This window comes from Paracoccus haeundaensis (assembly GCF_006239215.1).
GTDB classification, from domain to species: Bacteria; Pseudomonadota; Alphaproteobacteria; order Rhodobacterales; family Rhodobacteraceae; genus Paracoccus; species Paracoccus marcusii.
Genome location: NZ_VDDC01000011.1, coordinates 43,711 through 65,807, shown reverse-complemented (window position 1 = coordinate 65,807; position 22,097 = coordinate 43,711). Strand labels below are relative to the sequence as shown.

Below are 22,097 nucleotides of genomic sequence, written 5' to 3'. Positions count from 1 at the left end.
AGTTGTTTCACGTGAAACATTACGACGTCGCAGTCATTGGTGGGGGGCATGCAGGCTTGGAAGCAGCTAGCGCTGCGGCGCGCCTTGGTGCAACTGTAGCCCTGGTCACCATGCGCCGCGAGGACATCGGTACGTTATCCTGCAATCCTGCTATCGGTGGACTTGGCAAAGGTCATTTAGTCCGTGAAGTCGACGCGATGGATGGCGTGATGGGACGCCTGGCTGACCAAGCCGGTATCCAGTTTAGGCTTCTGAACCGTCGAAAAGGGCCTGCAGTTCAAGGGCCTAGGGCTCAGATGGATAGAGATCTTTACCGCGCCGCCGCTTGGGAGCTTATTTCCAGCTACGTTGGCGTTGATGTCGTGTTCGGCGAGGCTGTTGAATTTCTTGGCGATGCAAATGTTGTCGAAGGAGTGAGCTTATCCGACGGAAGAGACGTACGTGCTAAATCAGTTGTCCTGACAACAGGCACGTTTCTCAATGGCATGATACATATTGGCGACGTCAGCCGTCCTGCCGGTCGTTGGGGGGATAGGGCGGCAAGCAGGCTTGGTGAGAGCCTTGCCAAGTTTGCCCTGCCACTGGGTCGCCTGAAAACTGGAACGCCGCCGCGGATCAGAAAATCGTCAATCGATTGGGATAGTCTGGAATCTCAACCAGGTGACGAAACGCCGGTCACCTTCTCTTATCTTCTTGCCGTGTCGTTAGTTCAGCAGATCGATTGCAAGATCACACATACAAATGCGACGACACATCGAATCATCAAAGAAAATATTCAGAAATCTGCGATGTATGGTGGTCACATCAGTGGTCGCGGACCCAGATATTGTCCCTCGATAGAGGATAAAATAATTCGCTTTGCCGACAAAGATTCCCATCAGGTATTTCTGGAGCCGGAAGGATTGGATAGCGATATCGTATACCCGAACGGCATTTCAACTTCTCTGCCTGAGGATGTGCAGCTGGCTTATGTTCGGTCCATCCGGGGGATGGAGAATGCGGAGATCACTCAGCCAGGGTATGCGGTCGAGTATGATTATATCGACCCTACGTCCCTAGATACGACGCTCGCAGTCAGATCAGTTCGAGGCCTGTTCTTGGCAGGTCAGATTAACGGAACGACAGGATACGAGGAAGCAGCTGCCCAAGGACTCGTTGCTGGCTTGAATGCCGCACTTAAGGCGGCAGACAAGGCACCTGTGACCTTTAGTCGGACAAACAGCTATATTGGTGTGATGATCGACGATCTGGTCACAAGAGGCGTGACAGAACCCTACCGTATGTTTACATCCCGCGCCGAGTTCAGATTGACGTTACGGGCGGACAATGCAGATCAACGTCTTACCCCGATGGCAATCGAGATAGGATGCATTTCGAATGAACGGTCTGTGTCGTTTCAGGAGCGTCAATCGAAATACACTTATGCACGCGATCGTCTTAGTTCTGTTTTCTTATCACCGAATGATCTGAGCAGTGCCGGAATCCACGTCTCGAGGGACGGGCAAAGAAGGACTGTCTTTAGCTTGCTCGGTCATAGCGATATCAATCCGGACAAACTCGCAGATATTGTTCCTGAACTGGCTGCTGTCTCCAGTGAAACATTGGTGCAATTGCGGAACGATGCTTTGTACGAGCAGTATACTGATCGGCAAAATAAAGATGCTGAATTAATCAGAGCTAATGAGACTACGTCTCTCGACCCTGATATTGACTACAGCGGCTTGGGCGGTCTCTCGTCTGAATTGCGTGGAAAGCTTTCGGATCGTCGACCTAAAACTGTGTTCGAGGCTTCAAAGATTGAGGGAATGACACCAGCCGCTTTGACGCTATTAATCGTCGCTTCGAAGACAAGCGTGCGTCGTACTGCATGATTGTTTCACGTGAAACACATGAGAGGCTTATCGCATACGAAGCTCTCGTACGGAAATGGAATGCGAGAATAAACTTGGTTGCGCCTTCTACACTTCCGGAGTTCAACTCAAGACATATTCAGGACAGCATTCAGATCTTCGATCATGTAAAACTTTCGGAAGGGAATTGGGTAGACCTTGGAAGCGGCGGCGGACTTCCTGGAATAGTTGTCTCAATATATGCTCAGAAGGCCCCGCTGACGGTGTCCTTAGTTGAAAGCGATCAGCGGAAGTCAGCGTTTTTGCGCACCGTCATTCGAGAGCTATCGTTGCAAAATGTATCGATCCTGACAGATCGTATAGAAAATGTTCCCCCACTCACCGCAAACTTTATTTCTGCTCGGGCGCTTGCACCATTGTCGGTCCTTCTTCCGATGGTCCGAAGGCACATGCACCAGGATGGCACCGCAATGTTCCTGAAAGGCCGTTCGTGGAAAGCGGAGTGCGACGAAGCAAGGAAGGAATGGCGATTTGACGTTACCAGCTTTCCAAGTAAAACAGATCCAGACGCAGCCATCCTAAAAATTACCGGAGTCTCGCATGCCTGAACAGCATATTGTGGCAATCGCGAACCAGAAGGGCGGCGTTGGCAAGACGACGACCGCTGTTAACTTGGGTGCTGCCTTGGCGCAAGCAGGCTATCCGACGATACTTGTCGACCTGGACCCTCAAGGAAATGCGTCAACGGGACTGGGAATTGGGACCGAAGACCGTGATTTCACGGTCTATGACCTTTTGACCGGCGATGCGGATCTCATGACTGCAGCTGTCGACACCGCGGTTCCGAACCTGCGGGTTGTCCCATCGACATCCGATCTTGCGTCTGCCGACGTACAACTGTCCCAAGTTGCTGATCGCACGCGTCTTTTGGAACGCCAGTTATCTGATGCACCACATGGAACGATCGTGCTGATCGACTGTCCGCCGGCCTTGGGTCTGTTGACGGTTAATGCGATGGTCGCGGCGTCCAGTGTTCTTGTTCCGCTTCAGGCGGAATTCTATGCCTTGGAGGGTTTGTCGCAATTGCTGGGTACGGTGAAGCAGGTCCGCCAAGGCGCCAATCCCAAGCTTCGCATCAATGGCATTCTTCTTACGATGTCCGATTATCGGAACAACTTGTCGCAGCAGGTGGAGGCAGACGCGCGCGAGACGCTTGGCGATCTTGTCTATCCCACGGTCATTCCCAGAAACGTCCGCGTGTCCGAGGCCCCGTCACATGCGCAGCCGGTGTTGATCTATGATCCGTCGTCAAAGGGCAGCCACGCCTATCGTCAATTCGCGACCGAATTCACGGCGCGCCTGAAACTGATCCCGGAGATTGCGTGATGTCGGACAGCAAGATTGCGAAACGTGGCCTTGGCCGGGGTCTGTCCGCATTGATGGCCGACATGGACCTGGGGGACAGCGCAGGTCCTGCGCAATCGCGAGATCGCATGATGCTCCCGATCGAGCAGATCACCGCTAATCCTGACCAGCCGCGTCGTACCTTCGATCCGGACGCGTTACAGGAGCTTGCCGCCTCCCTGCGACAGCGCGGTGTGCTTCAGCCCCTTATCGTGCGTCCCCACCCACAGGACAAGGATCTCTATCAGATCGTCGCGGGCGAACGGCGCTGGCGTGCAGGCCAGATGGCGCAACTGCATGAGATGCCGGTCATCATCCGAGACATGTCGGATACAGAGGTTTTGGAAGTCGCCATTATCGAGAATATTCAGCGTGCCGACCTGAATGCGATCGAAGAAGCGGCATCGTTCCGGCAACTGATGGACCGTTTCGGTCATACGCAGGAAAAACTGGCCGAAGCGCTGAACAAGAGCCGCAGTCACATCGCAAACCTTCTTAGGCTGTTGTCATTACCCGATTCCGTCCAGGATATGGTCAAGGACGGCAAGCTCAGTGCGGGGCACGCCCGCGCCTTGATTACCGCTCCCAACGCTGCGCAGTTGGCCCGTAGGGTCAGTGAAAAAGGCCTGTCAGTCCGTGATACCGAAGAGATGGTGCGAAAGCTGTCGCAGGACGGTGGCGAAAAGCCGCGCAAGGCCTCGCGAAGCGCTGCAAAGGATGCCGATACCAAGGCGCTGGAGGCAGATCTGGGTGCTCATCTGAAGATGCGCGTGCAGATTTCACATGGAGGTGCGGATGGTGGGCAGTTGACGATCACCTATCGGGATCTGGACCAGCTGGATCAGCTGTGCCAGCTTCTTGGAGGCAATCGCTGACCATATATAGTATATAGTAAGAAATTTACTGCTAAATCCTGATTATTGGCTGGGTCGCGTTACCAGAAACAGCGCGACCAGCCCACAGATCGCCGCCTGAGTCGCGACGACCCAAGGCGGCATCCCCACCCACCACGAAATGCCGACCCCGGAGCTCATCGCGGTGATGGCCCAGATCTTGGCCAACCGCCCAACGACACCACGTTCCTGCCACGCACGCACGGGTGGTCCGTAGGTGGGGTGATCCAGGATCCGACGCTCCAATGTCGGAGAGGATCGTGCAAAGGCCCACGCGGCGACCAGAAGGAAGGGGACCGTCGGCACCACCGGCAAGGCGACACCGACGATCCCGCACAAGGCAAACAGCCATCCCAAGACCAACCACATCCGGCGCCGCATCGGTCAGGCCGCCAGTTCGCGCAGAATCGCGTTCAGCACCGGCCGGCCCTGCGCGGTTGCCCGGATGCGCCCATCACGGCGGTCGATCATCCCCATGTCGATCAGTGACGTCACCGCATGCTCCTCCAGCGGCTTACCGGACAGGGCCGCATAGCGCGCTTCGTTCAGGCCTTCGGTCAGGCGCAGGGACATCAACAGGTACTCGGTCGCCTGCTCATGCGCGGGAATGGCGTCGCGCGGCACCTCTCCGGTTCCGGTGGTTTCCACCGCCTGCAGCCAGGCTCCGGGCATGCGATGCGCCTCGGTCGCCATGCGTCCGTGTGGCAGGGTCAGCCGTCCATGCGCACCGGGACCGACGGCCGCCCAGTCCCCCTGGCGCCAGTAGACCAGATTGTGACGGCTCTGCGCGCCGGGGCGGGCGTGGTTCGAAATCTCATAGCATCCCATGCCGGCAGCCTCGCACAGGTCCTGGGTGTCGAAATACATGTCGGCTGACAGGTCGTCATCCGGCAGGTCGCGCAGCTTTCCCGCCGCGGCCCGCGCGCCAAAGGCCGTGCCGGGCTCAATCGTCAGCTGATACAGCGACAGATGATCCACGGCCATGGACAGCGCTTCGCGCAGTTCCGCCCGCCAGGCGGTGCGATCCTGGCCCTGTCTGGCATAGATCAGGTCGAAACTGACCCTGTCGAAGACGCTGCGCGCGACGTCGAATGCCGTGCGCGCCTCGGTCACGGAATGCATGCGACCAAGCCGGTGCAGGTCGGTGTCGTTCAGTGCCTGTATGCCCATCGACAGGCGGTTCACACCCGCATCGGCAAATCCGCGAAAGCGGCCCTTTTCGACGCTGGTCGGATTGGCTTCCAGCGATATCTCGATGTCGTTGGCAAAGCCCCATCCGGCCTGGGCGGCGCGGATCACCGCATCGACCGTCTCGGGCAGCATCAGCGATGGGGTACCGCCTCCAAAGAAGATGCTGCCCAGATGCCGGTCCGGCGTTTCGGCGGCAAGGCGCGCGATCTCGGCGGACAGGGCGTCGGCCCATCGGCGCTGATCGACATGGGCCACGACATGGCTGTTGAAATCGCAATAGGGACACTTGGCCGCGCAGAAGGGCCAATGCACATAAAGGCCGAACCCCCCGGTACGCCAATCCTCGCCCGGGACCGTCATCCGCGGAACGCCGTGACTTCGATCTCGACGCGCATCTCGGGGCGGATCAGGCCCGCGACCACCATCGTGGCCGCAGGCCGGATATCGCCAAGCGCATCGGACAGGGGGGGGGCGATGACGTCGACCAGAGCCGCATCGGTGATCGTGTACTGCACCCGGACGATGTCGGCGGGCGCAAAGCCCGCCTGCTCCAGCACCGAAAAGATCGTCGTGAAACAGTTGCGCGCTTGCCGACAGGCATCCTCCGGCATGGTCATGTCGGCATAGTCGTAGCCGGTGACACCCGACACGAAGCACCAGTCGCCCTTGACCACGGCGCGGCTGTAGGCCAACCGCGCCTCGAAGGGCGATCCGGTGGTCAGCCTATGCAAAGCAGGCCTCGATCATGCGCGACACGGCGCGGGCGCGATGGCTGAGGCTGTTCTTGGTCTTGGCGGGCATCTCTCCCAAGGTGACAGGGTGTCCGTCGGGCTGGAAGATCGGGTCATACCCGTGACCCTCGGCCCCGCGCGGCGGCCAGACGACCTGGCCCGGCAGAACGCCCTCGAACACCTCCTCGTGGCCGTCGGGCCACATCAGCACCAGTGTGCAGCGGAACTGCGCGCGACGCGGGGCAGGGGCATCCACTGCCTCCAATTCGCGCCAGGTGCGCTCCATGGCCATGGCGAAATCGCGGCCCTGGGGCGTTTCGGCCCAGTCCGCGGTCTGGACACCCGGCGCGCCGCCCAAGGCATCGACGCAGATGCCGCTGTCGTCCGACAGGACGGGCAGGCCGGTCGCCTGCATCGCGGCGCGTGCCTTGATGCGGGCATTGCCGACGAAGCTGTCCTCGGTTTCGGCGGGTTCGGCCAGACCCAGCTGGGCCGCACCGACCACCTCGACGCCATAGGGCGCCAGCAGGGCGCGCATCTCGTCCAGCTTGCCGGCGTTGTGCGTCGCGACCAGCAGCCGCTTGTCGGTGAATTGCCTCATGCCACGGCCGCCTTCTGCGCGGCGACCAGATCGGCCATCCCGGCCTCGGCCAGGTCCAGCAGACGTCCCATCTCGTCGCGCGAGAAGGTCGCGCCTTCGGCCGACATCTGCACCTCGATCAGGCGGCCCGCACCGGTCAGCACGAAGTTGCCGTCGGTCCCGGCCTCGCTGTCCTCGGCATAGTCCAGGTCCAGAAGCGGCTGACCCGCATAGATGCCGCAGCTGACGGCCGCCACGTGGTCCAGGATCGGATCGCTGGAGATCGCGCCGGCCTTCAGCAGCTTGTTCACCGCCAAACGCAGCGCCACCCAGCCCCCGGTGATGGACGCACAGCGCGTGCCGCCGTCCGCTTGGATCACGTCGCAGTCGATGCTGATCTGGCGTTCGCCCAGGGCGCTGCGGTCGATGCCCGCGCGCAGGCTGCGGCCGATCAGGCGCTGGATCTCCTGCGTGCGGCCCGACTGCTTGCCCTGGGCTGCCTCGCGGCGGTTGCGCGTGTTCGTGGCGCGTGGCAGCATGCCGTATTCGGCCGTGACCCAGCCCAGGCCGGTGCCTTTCAGGAAACGCGGCGGGTTGTCCTCGATGGTGGCGGTGCACAGGACATGCGTGTCGCCGCACCGGATCAGACAGGACCCCTCGGCGTGGCGCATCACCCCGGTTTCAATTGAAATCGGACGCATTTGGGCTAGATTCCGGCCGGACGGGCGCATGACTGTTCCTTTTCGTGAGGTTAGGATGCCCATACCGTCCGGGGGCACCATCACGCAACCCCACCGGGGGTCACAAGACGGGGCGCATGAACCAGGAATCGCTGCTGCACGAGATGAACGACCGGTCCCGCGAGGTGTTTCGCCGGGTCGTCGAATCCTATCTGGAGACCGGAGAGCCTGTGGGCTCTCGCACCCTGACCCGCGCGCTGTCCGAAAAGGTCAGCGCCGCGACCATCCGAAACGTGATGCAGGACCTGGAATTCATGGGACTGCTGGACAGCCCGCATGCATCCGCAGGGCGCCTGCCGTCGCAGATGGGCCTGCGCCTGTTCGTCGACGGCATGATGGAAATCGACGCCGTCAATTCGACCGACCGTGCCGCCATCGACCAGACGCTTGGCAATGACGACCCCGAGACCGGGGTGCTGCTGGACCGCGTCAGCACGGCGCTGTCCTCGATCACGCGCGGCGCGTCGCTGGTCCTGATGCCCAAGCACGAAGCGCCAATCCGTCACATCGAATTCGTCAGCCTGGGGCCGGATCGGGCGCTGGTGGTTCTGGTCTTTGCCGACGGCCATGTCGAGAACCGCATCTTTACCCCGCCGCCCGGCCAGACCCCGTCATCGATGCGCGAGGCCGGCAATTTCCTGAACGCCATGGCCGAGGGCAAGACATTGGCCGAACTGCGCGGCCATCTGTCCCAGCAGATCAACGTCCGCAGACGCGAATTGGACGTGCTGGCCGCAGAGTTGGTGGAATCGGGCATCGCGCTGTGGGGCGCCGAGGCCACCGACCCGCGCCTGATCGTGCGGGGACGCGCGAACCTGCTGGACCGCGAGGCCGCCGATCTGGACCGCATCCGCGTGCTGTTCGACGACCTGGAACGCAAGCGCGACATCGTCGAGTTCCTGGAACTGACCGAACGGGGCGAGGGCGTGCGCATTTTCATCGGCTCCGAGAACAAGCTTTTTTCACTTTCGGGTTCCGCTCTGGTGGTTTCACCCTATATGAATGCCGACCGGAAAATTGTGGGTGCGGTGGGTGTCATCGGGCCGACCCGGCTGAATTACGGCCGGATCGTGCCGATCGTCGATTATACCGCGCAGCTGGTCGGGCGGGTGCTGTCCGGCCGGAAAGGATGAAGTGAAATGACCGAGCAGAACGAACAGCCCATGGACGAATTCATGGATGACCCCCTGGCAGAGCCCGATGACGCGCTGGCCCAGCTGACCGCCGAGCGCGACGAGCTGCGCGACAAGTGGATGCGCGCGCTGGCCGATGCCGAAAACTCGCGCAAGCGGGCCGACAAGGACCGCCGCGACGCCGAGAATTACGGCGGATCGCGCCTGGCACGCGACCTGCTGCCCGTGCATGACGCCCTGACCCGCGCGCTGGACGCCGCGGGAGAGGAGCAGCGCACCGCCGCCGCCGCTCTGATCGAGGGGGTCGAACTGACCCTGCGCGAGCTGTCCAACGTGTTCACCAAGCACGGCGTGACCATCATCCGCCCCGAGGCCGGCGACAAGTTCGACCCCACCCACCACGAGGCGATGTTCGAGGCCGCGGTCCCCGGCACCGTCGCGGGCCACATCATCCAGGTGATGGATAACGGCTTCATGCTGCACGACCGCCTGCTGCGCCCGGCCAAGGTCGGCGTGTCCTCGACCCCCGCCAGCTGACCGATTCGCAGCCCGGTCCGCGGGCCGGGCTGCTACCTTCCGCTGACTTGCCGAATGTTCCCGATGGCGCGACGCTTGGTCACACCGGTCAGCCAGAGGAGGGGATGATGACCAGCACTCAGGGGGTGCATATCCACCCTGCCGTCGATCACGGCATCGCGAAAGGCAGCCCGGGCTTCTCGGGCGGGGTCCTGACGTGTCACTGCGCGACGAACCCGGTCAAGGTCCGGGTCAGCGCGCAGACCGCCCACAACCATGTCTGCGGCTGCACCAAGTGCTGGAAACCCGACGATGCGGTGTTCAGCCAGATCGCCGTGGTGTCCCGCGATTCCGTCGAGGTCCTGGAGGGCGCCGACAAACTGGAGGTCGTGGACGCTGGGGCCGCCATCCAGCGCCACCGCTGCCGCGAGTGCGGCGTGCACATGTACGGCCGGATCGAGAACAAGGACCATCCGTTCTATGGGCTGGACTTCGTTCATACCGAACTGTCGGGGGAACAGGGTTGGTCGGCGCCGGAATTCGCGGCATTCGTCAGCTCCGTCATCGAATCGGGGGTCGAACCAAGCCGCATGGACGGCATCCGTTCGCGCCTGCGCGAACTGGGGCTGGAGCCCTATGACGCGCTGTCCCCGCCGCTGATGGACGCGATCGCCACCAGCATCGCCAAGCGCTCCGGTGCGCTGCCCGCTTGACGGGGATGCGCATTAGACTGGAAGAACAGCCAAGGGGCCGCTTGTCGGCCCCTTAGACCTGACTGAAACGCCCGACCGACAAGCCCGTGAGGGAACAGGAGAATAGTCATGAGAACCCGTGCCGCCGTGGCCCTTGAGGCCGGCAAACCGCTGGAAGTGATGGAGGTCAACCTGGAAGGCCCCAAGGCCGGCGAGGTCATGATCGAAATCAAGGCCACCGGTATCTGCCATACCGACGAATTCACCCGTTCGGGCGACGACCCGGAAGGCATCTTCCCCGCCATCCTGGGCCATGAGGGCGCGGGCGTCGTGGTCGAGGTCGGCCCCGGCGTCACCTCGCTGAAGGTCGGCGATCACGTCATTCCGCTCTACACGCCCGAATGCCGCGAATGCGCGTCCTGCCTGTCGGGCAAGACGAACCTGTGCACCAAGATCCGCGCGACCCAGGGAAAGGGCCTGATGCCCGACGGCACGACCCGCTTCAGCATGCTGGATGGCACGCCGATCTATCACTACATGGGCTGCTCGACCTTCGCCAATCACACGGTCCTGCCCGAGATTGCAGTCGCCAAGGTCCGCGACGACGCGCCCTTCGACAAGATCTGCTATATCGGCTGCGGCGTGACCACCGGCATCGGCGCGGTCATCAACACTGCCAAGGTCGAGATCGGCGCCAAGGCGGTTGTCTTTGGCTTGGGCGGCATCGGCCTGAACGTCGTGCAGGGCCTGCGGCTGGCAGGCGCGGACATGATCATCGGTGTCGATCTGAACAACGACCGCCGCGAGATGGCCGAACGCTTCGGCATGACGCATTTCGTCAATCCCAAGGAAATCGACGGCGGCATCGTCCAGCACATCGTCGAGATGACCAAGACCCCCTTCGACCAGATCGGCGGCGCCGATTACAGCTTTGACGCGACCGGCAGCACCAAGGTGATGCGCGACGCGCTGGAATGCACCCACCGGGGCTGGGGCGTGTCGGTGATCATCGGCGTGGCCGCGGCGGGCGCCGAGATCAGCACCCGCCCATTCCAGCTGGTCACCGGCCGGGTCTGGAAGGGCACGGCCTTCGGCGGCGCGCGCGGGCGGACCGACGTGCCCAAGATCGTCGACTGGTACATGGACGGCAAGATCGAGATCGACCCGATGATCACCCACACGATGCCGCTCGACGATATCAACAAGGGCTTCGATCTGATGCATCACGGTGAATCGATCCGCTCGGTCGTCCTTTACTGATCCTTCATGGCTGCTTAGGTAAAAGAACGGCGGGGCCCCGGTCCCGCCGTCGCCATGAGAGAGAACAAGGAGCAGGCCGATGCGTCACCAGTGGCTGGACGATGACGACGACGAACCGCAAGAAGACGACCGCCGCCACAAGGAAGAGGGCGGGCTGGGCCTGCCCGAAGGCGACAAGATCGGCAAGCTGTACTTCAAGTCGCGCACGGTGATCGTCGCCGGCGCCATCAACGACAAGCTGGCGCAGCGCACCGTGGCCCACCTTCTGGCCTTGGCCGAGGAAAGCGACAAGCCGATCAACATGCTGATCTCGTCCCCCGGCGGGCATGTGGAATCGGGCGACATGATCCACGACGTGGTCAAGTTCATCCGTCCCACCGTACGCACCATCGGGTCGGGATGGGTCGCCAGCGCCGGCGCGCTGATCTTCGTCGCGGCGAAGAAGGAAAACCGCTACTGCCTGCCCAACACTCGCTTCCTGATCCACCAGCCCTCGGGCGGGATCGGCGGCACGTCCTCGGATATGATGATCCAGGCGGAACAGGTGCGCCTGATGCGCGATCGCCTGAACCAGATCTTCGCCGAGGCGACCGGTCAGAAGGTCGAGCGGATCGAAAAGGACACGCAGCGCGATTTCTGGCTGAACACGCAGGAGGCGCTGGATTACGGCCTGCTGGGCCAGGTGATCCGCAGCGCGGACGACCTGAAATGACGGCAGGGGGCGGATTGACCATCCGCCCGGCCACCCCCGCCGATCACGATGCGATCTGGGCCATCCTGGAGCCCGTCTATCGTGCCGGAGAAACCTATTGCATCCCCCGCGACATCACCCGCCCCGAGGCGATCGCCGACTGGTTCGGACATCCCTTCACGGCCTTCGTCGCGGTGCTGGACGGCCGCATCCTGGGGACCAGCCATGTGGGCGCGAACCGCCCCGCAGGCGGGTCGCATGTCGCCAACGCGTCCTTTGCGACCCATCCGGACGCGCGGGGGCGGGGCGTCGCCCGCGGGCTGGTCGAACATGCGAAATCATGGGCCGCCGCGCAGGGATTCGCCGCGATGCAGTTCAATTTCGTGGTGTCGACCAATGCCGATGCCGTCCATTTGTGGCAGAAGGCCGGATTTTCCATTGTCGGCCGGCTGCCGGGGGCGTTTCGTCATCCCCAGCTTGGACCGGTCGATGGGCTGGTCATGTTCCACACCCTGAAGGGAGAGCCCGATGAGCCTTGAGACCCTGTCCGAAACCCGCAGCTTCGGCGGCACCCAGGGCGTCTATCGCCACAAGTCGCAGGCCACCGGCACCGACATGACCTTTGCCGTCTACCTGCCGGAGATGGCGCTGCACGGGCGCGTACCGGTTCTGTGGTACCTGTCCGGCCTGACCTGCAACCACGAGAACGCGATGACCAAGGCCGCCGCCCAGCAGTGGTGCGACGAGGCCGGCATCGCCATCATCTTTCCCGACACCTCGCCCCGCGGCGAGGGTGTGGCCAACGACGAGGCCTATGACCTGGGCCAGGGCGCGGGCTTTTACGTGAACGCCACGCAGGACCCGTGGAAGCCGCATTTCCAGATGTGGCATTACATCGTCCATGAACTGCCCGAACTGGTGTCCGACAACTTCGCCATCGACCGCGATGCGATGGGCATCACCGGCCATTCGATGGGCGGGCACGGCGCGCTGACCATCGCGATGACCCATCCCGACCGCTACAAGTCGGTGTCGGCCTTCTCTCCGATCGCGAACCCGACGGAATCGGACTGGGGTCGCAAGCAGTTCACGGCCTATCTGGGCGAGGATCGCGCCACATGGCGGGCCCATGACGCGACGCTGCTGATGACCGAGAAGGGCTATCCCGGAGAGGTGCTGATCGACCAGGGCGCCAATGACCAGTTCCTGGACCTGCTGCGTCCCGAATCGTTGGCCCACGCGATGATGGCACGCCGCCAGCCCGGTCAGTTCCGCATGCATCCGGGCTATGACCACAGCTACTTCTTCGTCCAGAGCTTCATGGCCGACCATGTCTTCTGGCATGCCGAACGGCTGGTCTGAACCGATTGCCGAACATTCCCGATGCTCCTGCCGTTTTCCCATAAGACTTTAGGGGCAAAGGGCAGGGGCCGCGATTGACGCAAGGGGGTGCCCGACCAACTACTTGGACATGGAATGCCGCGGGGGGAGGAAATCCGCGGCGCTTATCCAGGGAGCGGAGGAGCACTCGATGAAACATCTCTTGAACAGCGCGGCTGTCGCGCTGCTTTTGACCGGCGCATCGGCTTACGCGAATGAAAGCGTCCTGACCGAGACCGCCGAGGCCGGACAATGGGCCATCCAGACCGGCGACTATGCCAACACCCGGTATTCCGAACTGGACCAGATCACCCGTGAGAACGTCGGCGACCTGCGCGTCGCCTGGACCTTCTCGACCGGCGTGCTGCGCGGACACGAGGGCGGGCCGCTGGTCGTGGACAACGTGATGTATGTCCACACGCCCTTTCCGAACAACATCTTCGCGCTGGACCTGAACGACAACGGCAAGATCCTGTGGCGCTACACGCCCCAGCAGGACCCCGAGGTCATCGCGGTCATGTGCTGCGACACCGTCTATCGCGGTCCGGCCTATGCAGACGGACTGATCCTGTCGCACCAGGCCGACACGACGCTGGTGGCGCTTGACGCCAAGACCGGCGAGGTCAAGTGGTCGGTCAAGACCGGCGATCCGGCCATCGGCGAGACGAACACCGCGACCGTGCTGCCCGTGGGCGACAAGGTGATCGTGGGCGTGTCGGGCGGCGAATACGGCGTGCGCGGCCGCGTCACCGCCTACAGCCTGGCCGACGGGTCCGAGGTCTGGAAGGCCTATTCGACCGGTCCCGACGAGGAGATGCTGGTCGATCCGGAAACCACCATGCACCTGGGCAAGCCCATCGGTGCCGACAGCTCACTGAACAGCTGGGAAGGCGATCAGTGGAAGATCGGCGGCGGTTCGACCTGGGGCTGGTATTCCTATGACCCGGACCTGAACCTGATCTATTACGGCACCGGCAACCCGTCGACCTGGAACCCGTCGCAGCGTCCCGGCGACAACCGCTGGTCCATGACCATCATGGCCCGCGACGCCGATACCGGCATGGCCAAGTGGTTCTACCAGAAGACGCCCCATGACGAATGGGACTATGACGGCGTGAACGAGAACATCCTGGTCGACAAGGAAATCGACGGCCAGATGCGCAAGCTGCTGGTGAACTTCGACCGCAACGGTTTCGGCTACACGCTGGACCGCGAGACGGGCGAACTGCTGGTGGCCGAAAAGTTCGACCCGGCCGTCAACTGGGCGACCGAAGTCGACATGAACAAGGACTCCGAGACCTACGGCCGTCCGCTGGTCGTGTCGGAATACTCGACCGCCCAGAACGGCGAGGATACCAACACCACCGGCGTCTGCCCGGCGGCGCTGGGCTCCAAGGACCAGCAGCCGGCGTCCTATTCGCCGAAGACCGGCCTGTTCTATGTGCCGACCAACCACGTCTGCATGGACTATGAACCTTTCCGCGTCGCCTATACCGCAGGTCAGCCCTATGTCGGCGCGACGCTGTCGATGTATCCGGCGCCCGAAAGCCATGGCGGCATGGGCAACTTCATCGCCTGGGACGCCGTCGCGGGCGAGATCAAGTGGTCGCTGCCGGAGCAGTTCTCGGTCTGGTCGGGCGCCTTGGCGACCGCGGGCGACGTTGTCTTCTACGGCACGCTGGAAGGTTACCTGAAGGCTGTCGACGCCGAGACGGGCGAGGAGCTCTACAGCTTCAAGACGCCGTCGGGCATCATCGGCAACACGATGACCTACGAGAACAACGGCAAGCAGTATGTCGCGGTTCTGTCGGGTGTCGGCGGATGGGCCGGCATCGGTCTGGCGGCCGGTCTGACCAATCCCAATGACGGTCTGGGTGCCGTGGGCGGCTATGCGGCCCTCAGCGACTATACCGAATTGGGCGGTCAGCTGACCGTGTTCGAACTGCCGGACTGATCTGCCGGCCGCGGGGCGTCTCATACTTTCGTTCCGCATACGCAAGCGTGACCTATGACGGCGCCGCCCCAGCACTAGACTGGGGCGGAACCGTCTGAGGAGACAGACGACTTTGGGAGGACTTCCGACATGAAAGCCATCACCAGCCTCACGGCGCTGGTTCTGGGCGCGTCCTTGGCCGGCATGGCTTGGGCGCAGACCGAAACGACGCCCCCGGCGGACGCGGGCGCTGGTGCGGCCGCCGCCGTGTCGGGTGATGCCGCGGCAGAGGCCCCCGCCGATGCCGCAGCCGCCGAACCTGCAGCCGACGCAGCCGTCGAAGGGACCGAGACCGCAGCCGCAGGCGCCCATGTCCTGCCCAACGGCCAGGACACGACCCCGGTCGAGGAGCTGGACGGCCGCTGGCGCAATGACGAGGGCATTCCGACCTTCAAGGTCGAGGATGGCGTCGTCGATTTCGCGACCTTCAACGGTTTCCGCCGCTATCACGCGGAATGCCATGTCTGCCACGGTCCTGACGGCGAGGGGTCGACCTATGCCCCCGCGCTGAAGGAATCGGTGCTGCGCATGGATTATTACGACTTCATGCAGACCGTGGCGTCGGGGCGGCAGGGCACGAACTCGGTCATGCCCGCCTTCGGCACCAACAAGAACGTCTGGTGCTATATCGACGACATCTATGTCTATCTGCTGGCGCATGGCACAGGCGAGATCGGTCGCGGTCGTCCGGCGGAACGCGCCGACAAGTCAGAAGAGTATACCGCGCAGGAAGATTCCTGCATGTCCAGTTGACGGCCCTAGGACGCCTTGCCGGGCTGGTGCTGGCGGTGGGGGTTTTGTCCACCCCGGCCGCGGCCCAAGTGGCGGACCTGCGCTCCACCACCCAGTTCCGGGTCTGCGCCGACCCCGCGAACGCGCCGATGTCCAGCCGGGACGGCAGCGGGTTCGAGAACAAGCTGGCCGAGTTCTTCGGCCAGCAGCTTGGACTGCCGGTGACCTATTTCTGGTTCCCGTCGGGCATGGGGTTCGTGCAACGCACCCTGCGGGAGGGCAATTGCGACGTGGTGATCGGCTATGCCCAGGGGGACGAACTGGTCCAGAACACCAACCACTACTACACCTCGGTCTATGGCATCGTGACGCGCAGGGACGGTCCGCTGGCCAAGGTTGACCGCCTCAGCGACCCGGCGCTGAAGGAGGTCGGCATCGGCGTCGTGGCCGGAACGCCGCCTGCCACGCATCTGGCGCGGGCGGGTCTGGCGCCCAACATGCGCGGCGCGGATCTGTTCGTCGACCGCCGGGTCGAGGATCCGATGGGCGATCTGCTGGAGGATGTCCGCAGCGGTGCGACGGGCGCCGCCGTGCTGTGGGGCCCGTTGGCCGGACCGCGCGTCAAGGACGACCCCGACCTGCAATTCACGCCCCTGCTGCACGAGGAGGCGTCGCCGCGCCTGTTCTTCCGCATCACCATGGGGGTGCGCCCCGAGGAGCAGGAATGGAAGCGCGAGCTGAACAGCTTGATCCGTCGCAATCAGGACGGCATCAACCAGATCCTGCACGATGCCGGGGTACCGCTGGTCGACGACTATGGCAAGGAAGTGCTGCCGTGATCCGGCTGCTGGTGCTGGCGCTGCTGCTGGCACCCGCGGCGCGGGCCGAAACCGTGCCCAAGCCCGACACCTATCACGGCGAACCCTATCGCTCTCCGGTTCCGGCAACGCTGGCCGGGGCGCAGGTCATCGACGTGGGTCAGGCCATCGCCCTGCAGGGGCAGGCGGCGTTTCTGGACGTGCTGCCGCGGCCCAAGGCCAAGCCCGCGGGCCTTCCAGAAGGGACGATCTGGAACGAGCCGCCCCACCGCTCGATTCCCGGGGCCGAATGGTTGTGGGACACCGGGTACGAAGCCCTGTCCCCTGCCGAGGAAGCGCGCCTGCGCGACGGGCTGACCCGCGCCAAGGCCGGCGATCCCGATCGCCCCGTGGTGATCTTTTGCCGGTCCGACTGCTGGATGAGCTGGAACGCCGCGCGGCGGGCGGTCGAATGGGGCTTTGACCCGGTGATCTGGTTCCCCGGCGGCACGGATGCCTGGGAACAAGCCGGCCAGCCGCTGGTCACCGTGGAGCCTGTCGCCCCGTAAAGCTGCCGAAGGCGCGGGGACCTGATGGCATGTCGATGATGTGCGTCACCACCAGCGTCTTGGCGTCCAGAATCGTAAGTGTGTCCGAATCCCAGTTCGCGACGGCGACGCCGCTGCCGTCGGGCAGGGTCGCGATTCCTTCGGGATAATCGCCCACGGTGACGGTCGCCACCGGGTTCAGCGTGGTCGCGTCGAACACGGTGACGGTGCCGTCATACTGATCGGTGACGAAACCCCGCCCCCCGGCAAAGGCGACGGCATAGGGATGGCTGCCGGTTGGCACCCGGCCCGTCAGCTGCCCTGCGACCGGATCGATGACCGACACCATATCCCCCTGCACATCCGCCGAAAACAGCCGCCCGTCATGGAAGGTCACGCCGAAGGGATGCGCCCCGGCCGTCGCCACGCGATGCAGCAGCGCGCCCGTCCCTGCGTCAAAGATGCTGATCTGATCCGCATCACGATCCGCCGTGGCCACCAGGCCCATACCGTCGGTCGCCACGCCCGCCGGCGTGTCGCCGGTGGGCGCGCTCCAGACCGGCTGCAGGTCGGCGTCCAGCCGCGTCAGCCGCGCACCGTACCAGTCGGTGACGAAGACCCCGCCATCGCCCGCCGCGGCCAATCCGAAGGCCCCGGCGCCCAGGTCCCGATGGGCCAAGGGCAAGGCGTCTTCGTCCAGCACGTGCAGGCGTCCGCTGTCGGCGGCAATGACATAGACGCGCCCGGCCTGCGGGTCATAGGCTACAGGCGCAGGGGCATCTGGAATGTCGGCCGTCGCGACGATCGCGCCCGTCCCCAGGTCGATCACCGACAACGCATCGGCGTTCTGCGAGGTCACGAACGCAAGATCCCCGGCCAAGACCGGGGACCCTGTCAGCAGCAGCGCCAGGAAAGCACCCCGCACCTATTCGACGCGGCCAAAGCGTTCCGCCAAGGCGTCCAGCCCGGCCTGATAGACGCCGTCGACCGCCGCGATGGCAGCATCGTCGTTCAGTTCGGCCGGGGGTTCGTTGTTCGGGAAACCGCGATAGAAGCCGCCCTTCCACAGGACCTCGGCCTTGCCGTCCTTGTCGCTGACCTGCAGCGTCGAGGAGTAGTTGGTCACCGGCAGGACCGCCGTGTCGACCTCGGTGATCATGTACTTGTACATCATCTTGTCGTTGTCGATGGCCATCAGCTGTTCGGTGATGGTGGGCGCCCCGTCGCCGTTCAGCGTCAGCACGCGGGTCGATTCGTCGGGAACGTCCGCCGCCGCGCCCTCGGGCGTCATCGCGGTCGATGCGACCACCGGATGCCAGCTCATGTCGTCGAAGCGGCCGATCACCTCCCACACCTCGGCGGGGGTGGCATCCAGCGTCACGGTCTTTTCCGTCTTCAGGCGCGACGGGCCATGCGCCCCCGCCATCCCCGTCAGGGCCAGCACCGCACCAAGCGCGCCCGCCAGAACTGTCGTCCTCATTCCTTCCGTTCCTCCCGAAAGATCACATTTCTCAGCAGATAGCTGTAGCCGCGCCGGAACGCGTCATCGGTGTTGCCGCGGATCTCGACCGATCCGGCGCGCACGGTCTCTCCGGTTTCGGCATCGCGCAGGGTCAGATTGACCGACTGGATCAGGTTGGAGACCTTCTGCACCTCTCCGGCGATGGCATAGTCCGATCCCATCCCGCGGGCGATCTTGGTATCGGCGCCGTTCGACCGGACCGGGTTCAGGATGCCCGCCACCGCCTCGGCCGGGGGCGGGGTCAGGGCAAAGCCGCGTCCGGTCAGGTCTTCGGCGATGAAATCCTCGACCATGGCGATGCGCGCGGTTTCGTCCGCGCGGACGCCGTTGATGGCGCCCTCGGTCGAGGTGTCGATGTAATGCAGGCCGAACCAGGTCGCGGTCCCCGGGGGCGGTGCCGGCTGGGCAAGGGCGGCCATGGGGGCCAGCAGCAAGGCCGATATCAGGCTGAAACGGGTCATCCCCTGACCATGCGCCGGGGTCGGGCAGGCGTCCATTAAGACAAAAGGTGCAGCCGCCCCCGACTTTGGGTTGAGGGAAAAGTTCCCGGACGAAACGGGAACAATAACCGGCTTGCCGCATCCCGGATCACCCCCCACCATGCCTGCAGGGAGAGACGAAATGTTCAAAGGAATCATGGGACTTTTGGCTGGTGCCGTGGCACTGGCCCAGCCCGTCGCGGCCCAGACCCCGGACCCGGTGCAGATCCGCACGGCCGTGCTGCGGGTCGACGACCCTGGCCTGCCGCCGATCTCGCGGCTGGACCTGATGCCCGCCGATCTGGGCTTTGCAGGCGCGCGCCTGGCGATCGAGGACAACGACACCACCGGCCGCTTCATGGGTCAGGACTTCGAGGCCGAGGAGGTCGCCGCAACCCCCGAGACCGCCGAGGCCGAGATGGCACGCCTGCTGGACGAGGGGGTGCAGTTCATCGTGCTTCTGGCCGATGACGCGACGACCCTGGCCCTGGCCGACCAGGCGGGCGACCGGGCGATGGTCTTCAATGCGATGGCGCGCGGCGACAACCTGCGCGGGAACGATTGCCGGTTCAACACGATCCACGTCGCGCCAAGCCGTGCGATGCTGACCGACGCCATGACGCAGTTCCTGATGTGGAAGAACTGGCCCCGCTGGTTCCTGATCCACGGCAGCCACCCCGAGGACCAGGCGCTGGCCCAAGCCTGGCGCACCAGCGCCGCCAAGTTCGGCGCCCAGATCGTCGAGGAACGCGAATACACCGATACCGGCGGCGCGCGCCGCACTGACAGCGGTCACGTGCAGGTCCAGGCGCAGATGCCCGTCTTTACGCAGCGCGCCGCGGACCATGATGTGGTCATCGCCGCGGACGAGGCGGACGTCTTCGCCGCCTATCTGCCCTATCTGACCTGGGACGCGCGCCCGGTGGCGGGATCCGCCGGGCTGGTGCCGCGCAGCTGGCATCCGGCGATGGAGGCCTGGGGCGGCACCCAGTTCCAGAACCGCTTCGAGAAGCTGGCCGCCCGCCCGATCCGCGAGGAGGATTACCAGACCTGGCTGTCGCTGCGCATCGTCGGAGAGGCGGCGACCCGCACCAATTCCGGCGACCCCGCCGCGCTGAAGGAGTTCATCCTGTCCCCCGATTTCGACGTCGCGGGGTTCAAGGGCCAGGCTCTGACGGTGCGCGACTGGGACCACCAGGTGCGCCAACCCATCCTGCTGACCACCGGGGTGCTGACCACCTCGGTCAGCCCGCAGGACCAGTACCTGCATCAGACCAGCCAGCTGGACACGCTGGGCGTCGACCGCCCCGAAACCCAATGCCAATTCTGAGAGGCTGCATGCGACATCTTCTGAGTGCCACCGCCGGGCTTGCGCTGATGCTTGCCGCCGGACCCGCCCTGGCGAACCGCGTCTTCGTCACCAACGAACGCAGCAACGACGTCACCGTCCTGGACGGAGAGACGTTCGAGGTCATCGGGACCTATCCCGTGGGCAACCGCCCCCGCGGGATCACCATCAGCCCCGACGGGACCGAGCTGTATGTCTGCGCGTCGGACGACAACCTGGTGCGCGTCTTCAACCCCGAGACGATGGAGGAGATGCACACCCTGCCGTCGGGTCCAGACCCGGAACTGTTCGTGCTGCATCCGTCGGGCAACCCGCTGTTCATCGCCAACGAGGACGACAACATCGTCACCGTGGTCGACACCAAGACCCACCAGATGCTGGCCGAGGTGCCGGTCGGCGTCGAGCCCGAGGGCATGGGCGTCAGCCCCGACGGCAAGGTCGTGATCAACACGTCGGAAACGACGAACATGGCGCATTTCATCGACACCGAGACGTTCCAGATCACCGCCAACGTGCTGGTCGACAGCCGCCCGCGCTTTGCCCAGTACACGGCCGACGGAACCAAGCTGTACGTCACGTCCGAGATCGGCGGCACGGTCAGCGTGATCGACCCGGCCACGCAGACGATCACCAAGAAGATCAATTTCGACATCCCCGGCGTCCTGCCCGAGGCGATCCAGCCGGTCGGCGCGCGCGTGACATCCGACGGGTCCAAGCTGTTCGTGGCCCTGGGCCCGGCCAACCGGGTCGCCGTGATCGACGCCGCCACCGACGAGGTGACCGATTACCTGCTGGTCGGGCAGCGGGTCTGGCAGCTGGCCTTCAGCCCGGACGAGAAATACCTCTATACTACAAACGGCAATTCCAACGACGTGTCGATCATCGACGTGGCCGCCAACGAGGTCGTCCGCTCGGTTCCCGTGGGGCAGCAGCCCTGGGGTGTCGTCGTCGCCCCGGACTGATCCGGCATCCCTGCATATCCTGAGGAGGAGAGATTCCATGACCACGCTGACGAAACTGATGTCCGGTGCCGCCTTGGCCCTGATCCTGGCGGTGCCCGCCACCGCCCAGGATGCCGCGGCCCCCGACGCCTCTGCCGAGCAGGCACCCGGCGGCGATGCCGTTGTGGGCGAACCTGCCGAGGCGGGCACCCAATCGGGCGAGGCCGTCGAGGCGGACGAGGATGATGACGACGAGGAGGAGGAGGCCCCGTCCGAGGGGACCTATAACGCTACCGGCATGTTCGATTACGGCTTCTCGGGCCTTCTGGCGCGAGAGAACCGCACCGACCTGGCGCCCCTGACGCTGGCATCCGGCCAGCCCGTCGCGGGCGGCGAATACACGATCAAGTCGGGCGGCTACTATCGCATCAACATCGTGGCCGACGGCAGCCAGGAGCTGGCCCTGTCGGGCGGCGACTTCTTCCGCGCGATCTGGATCAACGAGATCGTCATCGGCGACACCGAGATCCGGCCGATGGGCGTGCACAGCATCGAATTCGATGCCGACGGCACGGCGGTCCTCAGCTTTGTCGCGGTGCTGCCCGGTCGATACACCTTGTCAGTGCCGGGTTCTTCGGGCGACAGTCTGCAAGCCGTCTTCAACATCCAGTAGGGT

Annotated in this window: 26 protein-coding genes; 18 read left to right on the top strand and 8 right to left on the bottom strand. The window is 63.9% G+C overall.

The window, feature by feature from the left end:
- The first annotated feature begins 11 nt into the window (after positions 1-11).
- From mnmG to FHD67_RS06855, 4 genes are read left to right on the top strand one after another with little or no spacing between them, the layout of a single operon-like run.
- Positions 12-1,871: a tRNA uridine-5-carboxymethylaminomethyl(34) synthesis enzyme MnmG gene (gene mnmG, locus FHD67_RS06870; protein WP_139598273.1), complete on the top strand. Its 1,860-nt coding sequence runs from the start codon at positions 12-14 to the stop codon at positions 1,869-1,871.
- The gene (gene rsmG, locus FHD67_RS06865; RefSeq protein ID WP_139598272.1) at positions 1,868-2,458 is read left to right on the top strand and encodes a 16S rRNA (guanine(527)-N(7))-methyltransferase RsmG; all 591 of its coding nucleotides are present in this window, start codon (positions 1,868-1,870) and stop codon (positions 2,456-2,458) included. The genes mnmG and rsmG overlap by 4 nt, the downstream gene beginning before the upstream one ends.
- Entirely contained in the window at positions 2,451-3,236 is a 786-nt protein-coding gene (locus FHD67_RS06860; protein WP_045981902.1) for a ParA family protein, read from the top strand. Before rsmG ends, FHD67_RS06860 begins: the two co-directional genes overlap by 8 nt.
- Positions 3,236-4,129: a ParB/RepB/Spo0J family partition protein gene (locus tag FHD67_RS06855; protein WP_045981901.1), complete on the top strand. Its 894-nt coding sequence runs from the start codon at positions 3,236-3,238 to the stop codon at positions 4,127-4,129. Before FHD67_RS06860 ends, FHD67_RS06855 begins: the two co-directional genes overlap by 1 nt.
- Before the next feature lie 42 nt (positions 4,130-4,171).
- Here FHD67_RS06855 and FHD67_RS06850 read toward each other — a convergent pair whose 3' ends face one another.
- The 5 genes from FHD67_RS06850 to rph are packed head-to-tail and all read right to left on the bottom strand — an operon-like array spanning position 4,172 to position 7,380.
- Positions 4,172-4,516, bottom strand: a complete 345-nt coding sequence (locus FHD67_RS06850; protein ID WP_232303340.1) for a YbaN family protein — start codon at positions 4,514-4,516, stop codon at positions 4,172-4,174.
- A 15-nt stretch (positions 4,517-4,531) separates the two neighbouring features.
- Positions 4,532-5,698, bottom strand: coding sequence for a radical SAM family heme chaperone HemW (gene hemW / locus FHD67_RS06845; protein ID WP_046000528.1), 1,167 nt, complete (start codon positions 5,696-5,698; stop codon positions 4,532-4,534).
- Complete coding sequence (locus FHD67_RS06840) at positions 5,695-6,069, bottom strand: RidA family protein (RefSeq protein ID WP_139598271.1); 375 nt, start codon at positions 6,067-6,069, stop codon at positions 5,695-5,697. The genes hemW and FHD67_RS06840 overlap by 4 nt, the downstream gene beginning before the upstream one ends.
- The gene (locus FHD67_RS06835; protein WP_139598270.1) at positions 6,062-6,670 is read right to left on the bottom strand and encodes a non-canonical purine NTP pyrophosphatase; all 609 of its coding nucleotides are present in this window, start codon (positions 6,668-6,670) and stop codon (positions 6,062-6,064) included. The genes FHD67_RS06840 and FHD67_RS06835 overlap by 8 nt, the downstream gene beginning before the upstream one ends.
- Positions 6,667-7,380, bottom strand: a complete 714-nt coding sequence (gene rph / locus FHD67_RS06830) for a ribonuclease PH (RefSeq protein WP_046000531.1) — start codon at positions 7,378-7,380, stop codon at positions 6,667-6,669. The genes FHD67_RS06835 and rph overlap by 4 nt, the downstream gene beginning before the upstream one ends.
- A gap of 86 nt (positions 7,381-7,466) precedes the next feature.
- On the opposite strand from rph, the gene hrcA reads away from it, so the two are divergent.
- From hrcA to FHD67_RS06775, 11 genes are all read left to right on the top strand, one after another.
- The gene (gene hrcA / locus FHD67_RS06825; RefSeq protein WP_139598269.1) at positions 7,467-8,522 is read left to right on the top strand and encodes a heat-inducible transcriptional repressor HrcA; all 1,056 of its coding nucleotides are present in this window, start codon (positions 7,467-7,469) and stop codon (positions 8,520-8,522) included.
- Positions 8,523-8,528: 6 nt separating this feature from the next.
- Complete coding sequence (locus FHD67_RS06820) at positions 8,529-9,059, top strand: nucleotide exchange factor GrpE (RefSeq protein WP_045981894.1); 531 nt, start codon at positions 8,529-8,531, stop codon at positions 9,057-9,059.
- A gap of 107 nt (positions 9,060-9,166) precedes the next feature.
- On the top strand, positions 9,167-9,751 hold the full coding sequence (gene gfa / locus FHD67_RS06815) for an S-(hydroxymethyl)glutathione synthase (RefSeq protein ID WP_139598320.1): 585 nt from the start codon (positions 9,167-9,169) through the stop codon (positions 9,749-9,751).
- 108 nt (positions 9,752-9,859) lie between these two features.
- Complete coding sequence (locus FHD67_RS06810; protein ID WP_046000533.1) at positions 9,860-10,990, top strand: S-(hydroxymethyl)glutathione dehydrogenase/class III alcohol dehydrogenase; 1,131 nt, start codon at positions 9,860-9,862, stop codon at positions 10,988-10,990.
- 79 nt (positions 10,991-11,069) lie between these two features.
- The gene (locus FHD67_RS06805) at positions 11,070-11,702 is read left to right on the top strand and encodes an ATP-dependent Clp protease proteolytic subunit (protein WP_045981891.1); all 633 of its coding nucleotides are present in this window, start codon (positions 11,070-11,072) and stop codon (positions 11,700-11,702) included.
- The gene (locus FHD67_RS06800; RefSeq protein WP_139598268.1) at positions 11,699-12,220 is read left to right on the top strand and encodes a GNAT family N-acetyltransferase; all 522 of its coding nucleotides are present in this window, start codon (positions 11,699-11,701) and stop codon (positions 12,218-12,220) included. Before FHD67_RS06805 ends, FHD67_RS06800 begins: the two co-directional genes overlap by 4 nt.
- Positions 12,210-13,043, top strand: a complete 834-nt coding sequence (gene fghA, locus FHD67_RS06795) for an S-formylglutathione hydrolase (RefSeq protein ID WP_046000535.1) — start codon at positions 12,210-12,212, stop codon at positions 13,041-13,043. Before FHD67_RS06800 ends, fghA begins: the two co-directional genes overlap by 11 nt.
- 169 nt (positions 13,044-13,212) lie before the next feature.
- Positions 13,213-15,015 (top strand): methanol/ethanol family PQQ-dependent dehydrogenase, encoded by a 1,803-nt coding sequence (locus FHD67_RS06790; RefSeq protein WP_046000536.1) that lies wholly within the window; start codon positions 13,213-13,215, stop codon positions 15,013-15,015.
- A gap of 129 nt (positions 15,016-15,144) precedes the next feature.
- Positions 15,145-15,807 (top strand): c-type cytochrome, methanol metabolism-related, encoded by a 663-nt coding sequence (locus FHD67_RS06785; protein ID WP_246071252.1) that lies wholly within the window; start codon positions 15,145-15,147, stop codon positions 15,805-15,807.
- Positions 15,804-16,625 (top strand): quinoprotein dehydrogenase-associated putative ABC transporter substrate-binding protein, encoded by an 822-nt coding sequence (locus FHD67_RS06780; protein ID WP_139598267.1) that lies wholly within the window; start codon positions 15,804-15,806, stop codon positions 16,623-16,625. The genes FHD67_RS06785 and FHD67_RS06780 overlap by 4 nt, the downstream gene beginning before the upstream one ends.
- Positions 16,622-17,152, top strand: coding sequence for a PQQ-dependent catabolism-associated CXXCW motif protein (locus FHD67_RS06775; protein ID WP_139598266.1), 531 nt, complete (start codon positions 16,622-16,624; stop codon positions 17,150-17,152). The genes FHD67_RS06780 and FHD67_RS06775 overlap by 4 nt, the downstream gene beginning before the upstream one ends.
- Here the strand turns inward: FHD67_RS06775 and FHD67_RS06770 are convergent.
- The 3 genes from FHD67_RS06770 to FHD67_RS06760 all read right to left on the bottom strand — a co-directional run bounded on the left by FHD67_RS06770 (position 17,127) and on the right by FHD67_RS06760 (position 19,114).
- Positions 17,127-17,990, bottom strand: coding sequence for a YncE family protein (locus tag FHD67_RS06770; protein WP_218062285.1), 864 nt, complete (start codon positions 17,988-17,990; stop codon positions 17,127-17,129). The genes FHD67_RS06775 and FHD67_RS06770 overlap by 26 nt on opposite strands.
- Before the next feature lie 66 nt (positions 17,991-18,056).
- Positions 18,057-18,611 (bottom strand): SRPBCC family protein, encoded by a 555-nt coding sequence (locus FHD67_RS06765; RefSeq protein ID WP_139598264.1) that lies wholly within the window; start codon positions 18,609-18,611, stop codon positions 18,057-18,059.
- The gene (locus FHD67_RS06760) at positions 18,608-19,114 is read right to left on the bottom strand and encodes a DUF3280 domain-containing protein (RefSeq protein ID WP_046000541.1); all 507 of its coding nucleotides are present in this window, start codon (positions 19,112-19,114) and stop codon (positions 18,608-18,610) included. The genes FHD67_RS06765 and FHD67_RS06760 overlap by 4 nt, the downstream gene beginning before the upstream one ends.
- 175 nt (positions 19,115-19,289) lie before the next feature.
- On the opposite strand from FHD67_RS06760, the gene FHD67_RS06755 reads away from it, so the two are divergent.
- The 3 genes from FHD67_RS06755 to FHD67_RS06745 are packed head-to-tail and all read left to right on the top strand — an operon-like array spanning position 19,290 to position 22,094.
- The gene (locus FHD67_RS06755) at positions 19,290-20,462 is read left to right on the top strand and encodes an ABC transporter substrate-binding protein (protein ID WP_139598263.1); all 1,173 of its coding nucleotides are present in this window, start codon (positions 19,290-19,292) and stop codon (positions 20,460-20,462) included.
- 8 nt (positions 20,463-20,470) lie between these two features.
- Complete coding sequence (locus tag FHD67_RS06750; protein WP_139598262.1) at positions 20,471-21,442, top strand: YVTN family beta-propeller repeat protein; 972 nt, start codon at positions 20,471-20,473, stop codon at positions 21,440-21,442.
- Between the two features lie 37 nt (positions 21,443-21,479).
- Positions 21,480-22,094 carry a cupredoxin domain-containing protein gene (locus FHD67_RS06745; RefSeq protein ID WP_246071251.1) on the top strand — a complete coding sequence of 205 codons (615 nt, stop codon included), beginning with the start codon at positions 21,480-21,482 and terminating at the stop codon, positions 22,092-22,094.
- Positions 22,095-22,097 lie beyond the last annotated feature (3 nt).

What these genes read in the sequence shown, in the direction of transcription:
- rsmG (WP_139598272.1), top strand. Translation starts at nt 1,868, where the DNA reads ATGATTGTTTCACGTGAAACACATGAGAGGCTTATCGCATACGAAGCT.
- FHD67_RS06860 (WP_045981902.1), top strand. Translation starts at nt 2,451, where the DNA reads ATGCCTGAACAGCATATTGTGGCAATCGCGAACCAGAAGGGCGGCGTT.
- FHD67_RS06855 (WP_045981901.1), top strand. Translation starts at nt 3,236, where the DNA reads ATGTCGGACAGCAAGATTGCGAAACGTGGCCTTGGCCGGGGTCTGTCC.
- FHD67_RS06850 (WP_232303340.1), bottom strand. Translation starts at nt 4,516, where the DNA reads ATGTGGTTGGTCTTGGGATGGCTGTTTGCCTTGTGCGGGATCGTCGGT.
- hemW (WP_046000528.1), bottom strand. Translation starts at nt 5,698, where the DNA reads ATGACGGTCCCGGGCGAGGATTGGCGTACCGGGGGGTTCGGCCTTTAT.
- FHD67_RS06835 (WP_139598270.1), bottom strand. Translation starts at nt 6,670, where the DNA reads ATGAGGCAATTCACCGACAAGCGGCTGCTGGTCGCGACGCACAACGCC.
- rph (WP_046000531.1), bottom strand. Translation starts at nt 7,380, where the DNA reads ATGCGCCCGTCCGGCCGGAATCTAGCCCAAATGCGTCCGATTTCAATT.
- hrcA (WP_139598269.1), top strand. Translation starts at nt 7,467, where the DNA reads ATGAACCAGGAATCGCTGCTGCACGAGATGAACGACCGGTCCCGCGAG.
- FHD67_RS06820 (WP_045981894.1), top strand. Translation starts at nt 8,529, where the DNA reads ATGACCGAGCAGAACGAACAGCCCATGGACGAATTCATGGATGACCCC.
- gfa (WP_139598320.1), top strand. Translation starts at nt 9,167, where the DNA reads ATGACCAGCACTCAGGGGGTGCATATCCACCCTGCCGTCGATCACGGC.
- FHD67_RS06810 (WP_046000533.1), top strand. Translation starts at nt 9,860, where the DNA reads ATGAGAACCCGTGCCGCCGTGGCCCTTGAGGCCGGCAAACCGCTGGAA.
- FHD67_RS06805 (WP_045981891.1), top strand. Translation starts at nt 11,070, where the DNA reads ATGCGTCACCAGTGGCTGGACGATGACGACGACGAACCGCAAGAAGAC.
- FHD67_RS06800 (WP_139598268.1), top strand. Translation starts at nt 11,699, where the DNA reads ATGACGGCAGGGGGCGGATTGACCATCCGCCCGGCCACCCCCGCCGAT.
- fghA (WP_046000535.1), top strand. Translation starts at nt 12,210, where the DNA reads ATGAGCCTTGAGACCCTGTCCGAAACCCGCAGCTTCGGCGGCACCCAG.
- FHD67_RS06790 (WP_046000536.1), top strand. Translation starts at nt 13,213, where the DNA reads ATGAAACATCTCTTGAACAGCGCGGCTGTCGCGCTGCTTTTGACCGGC.
- FHD67_RS06785 (WP_246071252.1), top strand. Translation starts at nt 15,145, where the DNA reads ATGAAAGCCATCACCAGCCTCACGGCGCTGGTTCTGGGCGCGTCCTTG.
- FHD67_RS06765 (WP_139598264.1), bottom strand. Translation starts at nt 18,611, where the DNA reads ATGAGGACGACAGTTCTGGCGGGCGCGCTTGGTGCGGTGCTGGCCCTG.
- FHD67_RS06760 (WP_046000541.1), bottom strand. Translation starts at nt 19,114, where the DNA reads ATGACCCGTTTCAGCCTGATATCGGCCTTGCTGCTGGCCCCCATGGCC.
- FHD67_RS06755 (WP_139598263.1), top strand. Translation starts at nt 19,290, where the DNA reads ATGGGACTTTTGGCTGGTGCCGTGGCACTGGCCCAGCCCGTCGCGGCC.
- FHD67_RS06750 (WP_139598262.1), top strand. Translation starts at nt 20,471, where the DNA reads ATGCGACATCTTCTGAGTGCCACCGCCGGGCTTGCGCTGATGCTTGCC.
- FHD67_RS06745 (WP_246071251.1), top strand. Translation starts at nt 21,480, where the DNA reads ATGACCACGCTGACGAAACTGATGTCCGGTGCCGCCTTGGCCCTGATC.